The sequence below is a fragment of the Frankia sp. CcCS3 genome, assembly GCF_977927575.1.
In genome coordinates, this window is sequence record NZ_CDWRCL010000121.1 from 1 (window position 1) to 11,333 (window position 11,333).

Annotated in this window: 7 protein-coding genes; 3 read left to right on the top strand and 4 right to left on the bottom strand. The window is 74.6% G+C overall.

Annotation, left to right across the window (positions count from 1 at the left end; translation table 11 throughout):
* On the top strand, positions 1 to 586 hold a 586-nt coding region (locus AC08OQ_RS12085), incomplete at its 5' end, for an ANTAR domain-containing protein (RefSeq protein WP_476612049.1).
* A 65-nt stretch (positions 587 to 651) separates the two neighbouring features.
* On the opposite strand, the gene AC08OQ_RS12090 is transcribed toward AC08OQ_RS12085, so the two are convergent.
* Both AC08OQ_RS12090 and AC08OQ_RS12095 read right to left on the bottom strand, forming a co-directional pair.
* Complete coding sequence (locus tag AC08OQ_RS12090; RefSeq protein ID WP_462202839.1) at positions 652 to 1,998, bottom strand: M16 family metallopeptidase; 1,347 nt, start codon at positions 1,996 to 1,998, stop codon at positions 652 to 654.
* A complete protein-coding gene (locus AC08OQ_RS12095; RefSeq protein ID WP_476601598.1) occupies positions 1,995 to 3,296 on the bottom strand; it encodes a M16 family metallopeptidase in 1,302 nt (433 codons plus the stop codon). The genes AC08OQ_RS12090 and AC08OQ_RS12095 overlap by 4 nt, the downstream gene beginning before the upstream one ends.
* Positions 3,297 to 3,552: 256 nt before the next feature.
* Here AC08OQ_RS12095 and AC08OQ_RS12100 point away from each other — a divergent pair, with 256 nt between their 5' ends.
* A complete protein-coding gene (locus tag AC08OQ_RS12100) occupies positions 3,553 to 4,911 on the top strand; it encodes a PucR-like N-terminal domain-containing protein (protein ID WP_476601596.1) in 1,359 nt (452 codons plus the stop codon).
* Positions 4,912 to 4,939: 28 nt separating this feature from the next.
* On the top strand, positions 4,940 to 5,731 hold the full coding sequence (locus tag AC08OQ_RS12105; RefSeq protein WP_462186495.1) for an endonuclease/exonuclease/phosphatase family protein: 792 nt from the start codon (positions 4,940 to 4,942) through the stop codon (positions 5,729 to 5,731).
* Here AC08OQ_RS12105 and AC08OQ_RS12110 read toward each other — a convergent pair.
* Together AC08OQ_RS12110 and AC08OQ_RS12115 are read right to left on the bottom strand one after the other, a co-directional pair.
* Positions 5,689 to 9,081 carry an ATP-dependent helicase gene (locus AC08OQ_RS12110; protein ID WP_476612050.1) on the bottom strand — a complete coding sequence of 1,131 codons (3,393 nt, stop codon included), beginning with the start codon at positions 9,079 to 9,081 and terminating at the stop codon, positions 5,689 to 5,691. The two genes, AC08OQ_RS12105 and AC08OQ_RS12110, sit on opposite strands and share 43 nt — an antisense overlap.
* On the bottom strand, positions 9,078 to 11,333 hold a 2,256-nt coding region (locus tag AC08OQ_RS12115; RefSeq protein ID WP_476612051.1), incomplete at its 5' end, for a PD-(D/E)XK nuclease family protein. The genes AC08OQ_RS12110 and AC08OQ_RS12115, both read right to left, overlap by 4 nt.

Below are 11,333 nucleotides of genomic sequence, written 5' to 3' on the forward strand. Positions count from 1 at the left end.
GGTCCGGCCCGGGCCGCCGGGCCGGGCCGGGCCGCCGTCCGCGGCGGGCGGGACCGGGGCGGGAACCGGCCCCCGCCGGAGCCCCTCGGACATGCGCCTTCGACGTACTCCCGCCGGGTGGGTCGTGGAGGGTCCCGGAGCCGAGATCCGGCCGGTCGGCGACCTCCTCTCGGCAATGGTGCTCGCCGATCTGCTGGCCGAGGATCTCGCCCCGCCCGGCCGGCCCCGCCGCCCCGATCGTGACCTGAGCGAGGTCGAGCAGCTCCGGCTGTCCGTCGTCCAGCTGGAACACGCGCTGGCCTCCCGCGTAATCGTGGAACAGGCCATCGGGGTCCTCGCCGAACGTAACCACATCCACCCGCGGGAGGCCTTCGAGCGGCTGCGGCGCACCGCTCGCGGAATGGGACGCAGGGTGCACGATCTGGCTCGGCAGGTGGTCGATTCGGTGGGCGACCCACGCGCCGTGCTACCGGGCGAGCTCGGTGGGCGCGGCGGCAACCCACCGGGCGGTGGACCACCGGCACCGAGCCCCGGCGGCGGCGCGCCCCGCCCCGCACCCCCGCGTCCCACCTCCACCAGGCACTGAGCACGCCCCGCCGGACCCGGGACCCCGCGGGACCGGGACCCCGGGGACCGGTACGGGCCCGGTGCTCAGGACGCGACGATGCCCAGTGCCCCCACGGCCGCGGAAATCCTGGCCGCGTCCCCGACGAGCACCGTGATCAGCTTTGCCGGGGCGAGCAGGCCCGCCGACACCGCCTGGATGTCGCCCACGCCGACCTCGGCGAGGGCGCGCGGGTGATCACGCAGGTACTCGACCCCGATCCCGGCCCCGGCCAGCGCCGACAGCGTCGAGGCGAGACCGGCGGCGGTCGCACTGCCCAGTGCCAACGTGCCGACGGCGTATTGGCGGGCGGCGTCGAGCTCCTCCTCGCTGGGCGGTAGAACCGCCATCCGCCCGAGCTCGTAGAAGATCTCCAGCAACGCGGGCCCGGTCACCTCGGTGGCGACGTCCGCGGCGACGGTGAACCGTGACCCCGCCTGGTAGTGATCGATCGAGCTGCGCGGGGAGTAGGTGTAGCCCTTGTCCTCGCGGATGTTGTTGACCAGCCGGGAACTGAAGTAACCACCGAAGATGGTGCTCGCCAGCCGCTGCGCCGGGTATCCGGGCGCGGAGCGGCCCAGGGCCGGTCCGCCCAGCCTGATGTTGGTCTGCACGGCACCCGGACGGTCGACGATGACGATCGGGCCGGTGGTGAGGGCCGGGACCGGCGGGACGGCCCGCGCGGGCCCGCCCGTCCAACCGCCGAGCGCGGCGGAGACCGCCGCGAGAGCACGCGGCGCCGACACGGCCCCGACCAGGGTGAGGATCGCGGCGGCCGGGGAGATCCGTTCGGTGTGCAGGGCCCGTACGTCCTCGGGGCCGACCTGTCCGACGGTCTCCGGCTCGGCGATGCCGATGGCGTAGGGGTGGTCACCGAAGAGCCGGCCGAGCAGCGCCTCCCGGGCAATGACCGCGGGCTGGCTGCGGGCCATCGCCGTGTCCTCGACGATCCGGTCGCGTTCGCCGGTGACCTCGTCGTCCGGGTAGGTGGCACCGAGGAGCACCTCGGCCATGATTCCCAACAGGGGTTCGAGGTTCACCGCGAGGGCGGAACCGACGATGGACAGCCGGTCGGCGTCGACCCCGGTCGACAACGATCCGCCCAGGCGCTGGACCTCGGTGGCCAGGCCCACCCGGTCGAAGCGGTGTGATCCGGTGAACAGCGTCTCCGCGAGCACCTCGGCCCGGGCCTGGTGCACGGCGCCGACGCCGGCGAACGGGATCCGCAGCCGCACCTCGACCAGGGGCACACTAGCCCGCTCCACCACCAGCACCCGCAGACCGTTGTCGAGAGTGTGGTCGCTGACAGCCGGCAGCTCCGCCGGGACGGTCGGGCGCACGGCCGGGATGACCGCCGCCCGGGTGGTCGTCGAGCTCAGCGCGCTGCCGCTCATGAGGCGGCGCCGGCACGCAGCTCCAGGACCGAGCGGCCCTGGTCGAGAAGCACCCGGGCGGCCGCGGCGACGGCCTCCCCGGTCACCGCGGACAGTTCCGCGGGCAGTTCGTTCACCAGCTCGGGACGTCCCCGTTGCAGTTCGTGCACAGCCATGGCGAGTGCCCGTCCCAGCGCGTCGTCGGACTCACGCAGCAGCGAGGACGCCACCCGCGCCTGCACCCGCTCCAGCTCGCCGTCCGCCAGGCCCTCACCCGCCAGCCACGCCAGTTCCTCGTCGACGGCGGCGAGGACGGCGTCCGCGCTCGCGTCCTCGGACTGGCGGGCCTCCAGGGTCAGCAGCAGCGGGTCACGCTGCTCGAACGGATCCCCGAAGGTGCCGAGGTAGGTGCTCACCCCGATGACCGAACGGTCCTTCTGCACCAGGCGGCGTTCGAGCCGGCTGGCGTCGCCGTCGCTGAGGATCTCGGTAAGCAGGTAGTAGGACAGGTAGGTGGACAGGTCGTCGATCGGGTCGGGCACCCGGTAGCCGACCGCCAGGGCGGCGCGCGGCGCGAGCGGGTCGGTGAGCACCGCCCGGCGCTCGGTACTCGGCACCGGCTCGGCGAAGCTCACCCGCGTCGGCACCGAGCGGGCGGGGATGTCACCGAAGTACCGGCGGACGAAGGTAAGCGTCTCCTCCGGGTCGATGTCGCCGACGATGGTCAGCACGGCGTTGCCCGGTGCGTAGTACTTGTCGAAGAAGTCCTCGGCGTCGTCCAGGCTCGCGGCCTCGAGCTCGGAGAAATCCCCGTAGCCGTTGTGGGCGTTCGGGAAGGTGTCGAACGCGACCGGCGGCAGCTTGATCCAGGGAAATCCCCCGTAGGGGCGGTTCAGGACGTTGACCCGGATCTCCTCCTGCACCACGGCGATCTGGTTGTCCAGGTTCTGGCGAGTGATCTTCGGTGCCCGCATCCGGTCCGCCTCCAGGAACAGGGCCAGTTCGAGCGCCCCGGCCGGGAGCAGCTCGAAATAGTCCGTGTAGTCCGGGTGCGTCGATCCGTTGAAGATTCCGCCGGCGGCCTGGACGTGCTTCGGATGCTCGGCCTTGCCGACGTTCTCGCTGCCCTGGAACATCAGGTGCTCGAACAGGTGAGCGAATCCGGTACGGCCCTCAGGCTCGGATCGGAACCCGACGTCGTAGTGCACCGAGACGGCCACCACCGGCGCGGTGTGGTCGGGGGCGAGCAGCACGCGCAGGCCGTTACCGAGCCGGGTCCGCTCGATCGGATAGGAGGATGCCGGCAGGGCCGACTTCATCGCGGTGGACGCGGCCGGGCCGGGTTCTCTAGGCGGGGACACAGTTGCCAACGCTACTGCCCGGCGGGCCGCGCCGGTGGCGAAGAGGACACCCATCCCAAGTCATGGCCACGGGAGGCCGTGCCCCGGCCCGCCCGGAGCCGATTCCGCCGGCCGCCGGCGACGATCACGGGCGGCCCCGCCCAGACGGCCACGGGCGGCCCGCCCAGAGGACGAGGTGCGGGAGATTGCGACTGTCGGGCGGCAAACTGTTCCCATGGGACAGTTTCCAGCCGGGCTGAGCGAGATCCTCACCGCCGAGTTCGACGCTCTGGGTGAAGAGATCATCGCCGCGATCGCCCGGGAGGTTCCCGCCTACGCGCGCCCGCTGGAAGGCAAGTTCGGCCATGAGGTGCGCCGCGGAGTCGACGAGGCGTTGTTCCGCTTCCTCAGCCTGGTCGAGGCCGGTCCCCACTGCACTCTCGACCTCGCCGCCAGCCGGGAGGTCTATGTCCGTCTCGGCCGCGGCGAGGTGTACGCGGGACGGTCGTTGGACAACCTGCTGAGCGCCTACCGGGTGGGCGCCCGCGTCTCCTGGCGCCGCCTCGGGGAGGCGGCGGCCCGCCGCGGCGGGCTGGACGGCCCGGCGCTGGTGTCCCTCGCCGAGATGATGTTCGCCTACATCGACGGCATCTCCGCGGCCTCCGCCGAGGGCTACGCGTCCGAGCAGTACACCGCGGCCGGTGAACTGGAGCGGCTGTGGGACCGGCTGGGCGAGATGCTGCTGTCCGGCGCGACCGGCGGGGCGATCGCGCAGGTCGCCCGTTCCGGCAGCGTGCGGCTGCCCGGCCGGCTGGCCGCCGTGCTCGTCCCCGCCCCGACCGGCTCCGCGGCCACCCACCCGGCCGGCCATCCGGGCACCCACCCGGCTGATAGCGAGGGCAACCACGAGGCCGACCCCTGGGCAGGCTCGCTCCCCTCCCGGTTGCCCTCGGGCTGCCCGCGCGCCGTGCAGGGGGGAGACATCTGGATGTTCGTCGGCTCGACCGAGCGGGCGGCCACCCGGGCGGCACTGGCGAAACAGCTCGCCGGGCTCGCCGCGGTGGTGGGACCGGCCGTGCCGTGGGGGCAGGCGGCGGCGAGCGCGGCGCGGGCGAGGTTCGCCTGCGATGCCCGGAGCGCCGGGCGGCTTCGCGGCATCGCCGCGGCCGACCCCCTGTTCACCGACGAACATCTCAGCGCCCTGCTGCTGGCCAGCGACCCCGGGCTTATCACCGACCTTGCGTCCCGCCGGCTCGCTCCCCTCGACGGGCTGCCCTGCCGGACCAGGGAACGGCTGGCCGAGACCCTCCTGCACTGGCTGACCCTGCGGGGTCAGCGCGGGCTGATCGCCGAGCGGTTGCACATCCATCCGCAGACCGTCCGCTACCGGGTCAACCAGCTTCGCGAGCTGTTCGGACCATGCCTGGAGGACCCTGACACCCGCTTCGATCTCGAACTGGTGCTGCGCGCCGGGGCTGCCGAGGACGTGGCCACCGACCCGGTGAGTGCCGCGGTCCGCGAGGACACGGACGAGGGCCGGGGCCCGGGCTCCCGCCGTCTCGCGGCGGTGCGGGGTCGGTCACCCGGGCCGTGACGGACCTCGCATCCGATACGGTCCAGGCGTGCGGCTGGGCTCCTTCAACATCATGCACGGCCTGTCGCTCACGGATGGGACGGTCGAGCCCGCCCGCTTCGCCGCGGCCGTCTCCGCTCTCGACGTGGACGTCCTCGGGCTCCAGGAGGTCGATCTCGACCAGCCACGATCGGGTGGGCTGGACCTCGCCGCAGAGGCGGCGGCGGTGATCGGAGCCGGCGACGACGACTGGCGGTTCGTCCCCACCGTCTTCGGCACGCCCGGCGTGGGCTGGCGGCCGGCTGACGGGCAGCGCCGGGACGACGAGCCAGCGTACGGCATCGCTCTGATCAGCCGGCTGCCCGTCCGCGAGTGGCGGGTGATCGACCTCGGCCGGGCGCCGGTGCGGTCCCCGATCGCGATACCGGGGGGTCCGGGCAGGCGGGGGCATCTGATCATGCTCGACGACGAGCCGCGGGCCGCGATCGCCGCGCGGGTGGAGTCGGCCGGGGGCCCGCTGACCGTGGTCAACACCCATCTGTCGTTCGTGCCGGGGTGGAACGCCGTGCAACTGCGCCGGCTGGCCCGCCGGCTCGCGGACGTCCCGGGACCGCTGGTCCTGCTGGGCGATCTGAACCTGCCCGGCCGGCTACCGGCCGCGCTCACCCGCTGGCGCCGATTGGCGGTGACGCCCACCTACCCCGCGCACTCCCCGCGGGTGCAGCTCGACCATGTGCTGGCCCGCGGGCCGGTAGGCAGGATCATCGCCGTGCAGGCCCGCCGCGTGCCCATCTCGGATCACCTGGCGCTGTCCGTCGACCTCGCCGACCCGCGGGCCTGACCCGCGGCGGGCCCGGTGCTCGGACTCGCGAGCAGGTCAGCGAGCTCCTCCTCGGACAACGTCGGGGGCCGGACAACGGCGCCGGTGCGCACGTACAGGAAGGCGGCGTCGACCGCGCTCGGGTCGACGCCCCGCAGCCGGGCCCAGGCCAGCCGGTAGATCCCGAGCTGAAGATCGTCGGCATCGGACCGGCCGGTCTTCCAGTCGACCACCTCCCAGCGACCGCCGCCGAGGTCGTAGACGGCGTCGATGCGACCGCGCACGATCCGCCCGGCAAGGCAGAGCTCGAAGGGTTCCTCGATCGCGAACGGCCGCTGGGCACCGTACTCGGTACGCAGGAACGCCTGCTGCAGCGAGCGCAGATCGTCGTCGGTGAGCTCCGCGTCGGCCGCGCCGGGCAGATCCTCGGTGTCGATCAGTGCACGGTAGTCGAAGATCTCCTCAACCCAGGCGTGGAACCGGGTGCCGCGCCGGGCCGCGGCCACCGGACGGCACGGCAGCGGCCGGACCAGCTCACGGGCGAACGCCTCCGGGTCCGCGCGCAGCCGGACGATCTGGGACGCGGTGAGGCTCGCCGGCAGGGCGACATCGGTCCGCGCGAGGCGTGCCGCGCGTTCCTCGGCGAGCAGCAGCCGGGCCTCCCGGTCGAGCTCGGCGAGCAGGGCGCGCTCGGCCGCCGTCATCCCGGCCGGATCGTCGACGAACGGTTCCCCGGCCGGTTCCGCCGACGCCCCCGGTACGCTCAGCGCGGCCAGCCGCGCCATGACCCCCTCGGCCGCGGCGAGGCGCCGGGCGTACGGCTCCGGCTCGTAGGGGATCGGCCAGGCGAACCGTTCCGGCGTCGCCAGCGCCGGGTTGGTCCGCTCCGCCGGCTCCGGCGCCCAGACGTCGACCCGCCCACCGCCGGTGCGGGCGTGCTCGGCGAGCTCGTCGAGGAACACCGAGGCACCGCGTGGGGTCTTCTGGGTGGGTCCCCACCAGTGCCCGCTCGCGAACAGCAGCGACTTCGCCCGGGTGACCGCGACGTAGGCGAGCCGGCGTTCCTCCCGCTCGGCGTACTGACGGGCATCGGCCCGGAAAGCGTCCAGGGCGGCCTTCTCGGCGGAGACCGTGAACGCCGGCAGATCGTCGGTGTCGCCGCGCAGCGGGATCGGCAGCACGCCCGGGGAGGTGGTCCACTGGTCGCGCACGGTCAGGTCGGGGAACACCTTGCTGGTCAGGTTCGGGACGGCGACGACCTCCCATTCCAGGCCCTTGGAGCGATGCATCGTCATCAGGGCGATCGCGTCGGCCCCGGACGGCCCGGCGACGTCGAGACCCCGCTCGTGCTCCCGCGCCGCCCGGAGGAATCCGAGGAACGCGGGCAGGGAGTTCGTGCCGTCGGGATCGGTGAAGCCCGCGGCCACGTCCAGGAAGGCCGCGACGTTCTCCTGGCGCCGGGCCCGCACCGCCACCTCGGTCGCCGTGAGCTCCACATCCAGCCCGATCGTCGCGACCACTCGGTGCAGCAGGTCGAGCAGGCCCTCGCCGACGTGCCCACGCAGCGCGGCGATCTCGGCGGCGAGCCGGCGCACCCGGGCGCGCCCCGGCGCGGACATCTCCGGCCCGGGGTCGTCGAGGACGTCCGACAGGGCGACGACGTCGGCGGGGTCGACGTCGGCGACCGCCTCGGCGAGTGGATCGGACCGTCCTGGCAGGTCCGGATCGCCGACCGGGTCCGGGACCCGCGCCGCCTCGCGCGCGTGGCGGCCGAGCGCGGCGAGATCCCGGGGGCCGAGCCGCACCCGCGGCCCTGTGAGCAGCCGGACGAGCGCGGCGTTCGCCGTCGGCGAGTCGAGCACCTCCAGCATGGCCACGATCTCGGCGACCTCCGGGACGATGAGCAGCCCGGTCAGCCCGACGACCTCGACGGGCAGCCCGGCCGCCTGCATCGCGGTAAACAGCGCGGGGATGTCGCCACGGGCCCGGACCAGCACGGCGATGCCGCCGGGAGCGGTGCCGGCGTCGACCACCCGGCGGAGCTGGTCGGCGATCCAGGCCACCTCATCGGCCCAGCTGACGTGCAACGCGACCACCGCCTCGCCCTGCTCAGCCACGTCGGGCCGCGGGCGGAGCTCGACGACGCGGTGACGGGCCCGCAGCTGTGCGGCGACGGTGTTGGCGAGGCGGAGCAGCCGGCCGCCGCTGCGCTGGTTCACCGACAGTTCGTAGACGGCCGCGGGCGTGCCATCGGCCCCGGGGAAGTGCGTGGGGAAGTGGTCGAGGTTCGCCACCGACGCCCCGCGCCAGCCGTAGATCGCCTGACAGGGGTCGCCGACGGCGGTGACCGGATGCCCGCCGCCGAACAGGCCGGTGAGCATCCGCCGCTGGGCCACCGAGGTGTCCTGGTACTCGTCAAGCAGGACGACACCGGCCCGCGCCCGCTCGGCCCGACCGACCTCCGGCATGGTCTCGGCGAGCCTCGCGGCACAGGTGACCTGGTCACCGAAGTCCAGGACGTCGCGTTCCCGCCGGGCCGCCCGGTACTCCGCCACCAGAGCGGCCAACTCCCGGCGCCCCCGGGCTGCGGCCGCGCACCGGCGCAGCTCCCGGCGGACGCCCCGGGTGCCCCGCCGCTGCTCGGCGCGCCGCAGCGCCGCGTCGATCTCGGCGAGCAGCGCGCCGTCGAACGCGACGAGGCCCGCCGGATCGACCAGGTGCTCGCTCATCTCGGCGTCCAGCGCGACGAGCTCGCCGACGAGCGCGCCCAGCGAACGTGTCAGCGCCTCCACCTTCCCGCCGTGGGAACGGGCGACCCGGGCGGCGAGCTGGTAGCGGGCCGCGCCGGAGATCAGCTGGAGGTCCGGCTCCAGCCCCAGCCGCAGGGCGTTGTCGACGACCAGCCGCCCGGCGAAGGCATGGTAGGTGGCGACGGTCGGCTCCCCGTCCACCTTGCCGTCCGCGGCCGGTCCACCCGGGCCCGCCCCGGCCGACGCCTTGCGCAACGCCAGCCGCACCCGACCGGACAGCTCCGCCGCCGCCTTCGTCGTAAAGGTCAGTCCGAGCACCTGGTCGGGCCGCACCTGCCCGGTGGCGACGAGCCAGACCACCCGCGCGGCCATCACCGAGGTCTTGCCGGATCCCGCGCCCGCGATGATGACCCCCGGTTCGAGCGGAGCGGTGGCCGCGGCGATCTGCTCGTCGGTGTACGGGACCTCCAGCAGGTCGCGCAGGTCATCCGGGTCGAGCCGGGGACCGGCGACGCCGCCCGCCGGGTCACCGTCGACGCCGCCGTCGAAACCGGGCAGGAACGGCTGGCGGGGAATCGTCACGTGGGCGCCCGCGCCCGGCTGCTCCACCCGCGGGTTCACTCGACCACCTGACGTCCCTCGGGCCGCGCGGAGCAGCTCGTCTGGAAGGTGCACAGCGTGCAGTGGTCGCCGGGCGTCGGCCGGAACGCCTCGGCGTCGATGGTGCGCACCGCCGCGTCGAGCACCTCGTCCATCCAGGTCGCGCCGTCGGGAGGCAGCGCATCCTGGGCCTGGACCTCCGGCGGGCCAGGCCGCTCCCCCGGCAGCCGCGGGCCGGCCGCCGCACCGCCGGCATCCCGCCGGAGCTGGACGAGCTCCGCCCCGCCAGGCACCGGCCGGGGCTGATCCGGCGCCGCGGCCGCGAGCACATCGTCGAGCGCGCCGGCCCGCACGGCGAGCTGATAGCTACCCAGCTGGGGGTGGGTGGCGAGCTCGGCAGGAGCGACCGCGGTCCGACCGGTCTTGAAGTCTATGACGTGGACCCGGCCGGCCTCGTCCAGTTCGAGCCGGTCGATGAATCCGCGCAGCTGGACGTCCCGCCCGGCGACCCGCAGGTCGCAGGAGAACCTGACCTCCGCGTCGATCACGCACCGACCGCGCTCGGCGGCGTGCCAGTCCAGGAAGCGGGCGAGCGCCTCGCGGGCGGCCGCGCGCTCCTGATCGGAGCGCCAGCGGGCGTCGAAGTCCAGCTGCCGCCACACCGTGTTCAGCCGGGCGTCGAGCGCGGCGAGGTCGGCCGGGGTCCGCCCGGTCGTGACCTCGTCCGCCAGGGCGTGCACCACCTTGCCGAATCCCTGCGCGGTCGAGACCGGGGTGACCGCGTGCGCCTCGTGCTCGAGGAACCACCGCAGGGAACAGGCGCCGATGCTCGACAGCGACGAGCCGGACAGCCGGATCGGCCCGGCCACCGGGACGACAGGAATATCCGACGTGGTGGGGTCGAGCAGCCCCCACCAGGTGTCCGGGTGCGCGGCCGGCACCAGGGGCCGGCCCGCCTGGTCCCGTGCCGCGGCGAGCGCGGCGAGGCGGGCCTGCGCGGCGGAGCGCATCGCGGGGCTCGAGCCCGGTTCCGTCGCCAGCCGGCGCAGGGTCGCGACCAGGCCGACCAGGGTGAGCGGCCGGACCTGGCGACCGGGCACATGCTCCACCGCTACACCCAGTTCCTCAAGGAAGCGGCTCGGCAGGCTGCCGTCGTCCTCGGGGCTGTTCACCGCGGTGACGATCAGCCGGCGCCGCGCCCTGGTCAGCGCGACGTAGAACAGCCGACGTTCGTCGGCGAGCAGGTCCTGGCGGGTCAGCGGCGGGCGCAACCCGCCCCGGGACGGCGCGTCGAGCTGCTCCGCGCCGAGCAGCGAATGCCGCTCCCGCAAGTCGGGCCAGGTGCCGTCCTGCACTCCGCAGACGGCGACGACCTCCCATTCGAGCCCCTTGGCGCGATGGGCGGTCAGCAGCCGCACCCCGCGGCGGCGCACGGACTCCCCGGCCGGCTCGAGGACGTCCCCGGCGATCTGCTGGCGGGTGAGCTCCGCGACCAGGGAGGCGACGCCACCGCCCGGCCCGCGCCGCTGGCCCAGCCGGGTGACGGCATCGAAGAGCGCCACGACGGCGTCGAGGTCACGGTCGGCCGCGCGCCCGGCGGCGCCCCCGGCCGCCGAGGCATATCGCAGCCGCGCCGGCCACTCGCTCGCCGACCACAGCGCCCACAGGGCGTCCTCCGGGGCGCCCGAGGAGTCCCGCAACGCCTGACCGGCCGTCCGCAGCAGACCGCCGACCCACCGGACCGGCCCGGCCAGGTCGTCGGGGATCGTCGCCAGCCAGTGGTCGGGCTCGGCGATCGCCGCCCGCAACAGCTCCGCCGACGGCGCCGGATACTCGGACCCCGCGTCGCGCTCGAAGGCGCGCAGCGCCCGGCCCAGCGCCCGCAGCCCGGCCGGGTCCGCTCCACCGAGCGGCGAGGTGAGCAGGGTGCGCGCCGCGTCGACGGTGAGCGCCCCGGCCGGATCCTCCGCGCAGCGCAGCGCCAGCAGGAGCAGGGCGGCGGCCGGCTCCTGGGCGACCGGCAGGTCGTCACCGTCGACGCTGACCGGAACGCCGGCGGTGGCCAGCACGCGGCGCAACCGGCCGATCCGCTCGGCCGTGCGGACCAGGACCGCCATCGCGTCCCAGGCGACGCCGTTCTCCAGATGCTCGCGACGGAGCAGGTCGGCCACCGACTCGGCCTCCGCGCCAGCGCCCAGGAACGTGCGGGCCTGCACCTGGCCGGCGTCGGCGTCGACGCGCCCGACGAGGTCGCGGTGTGCCCGGATCGCGGC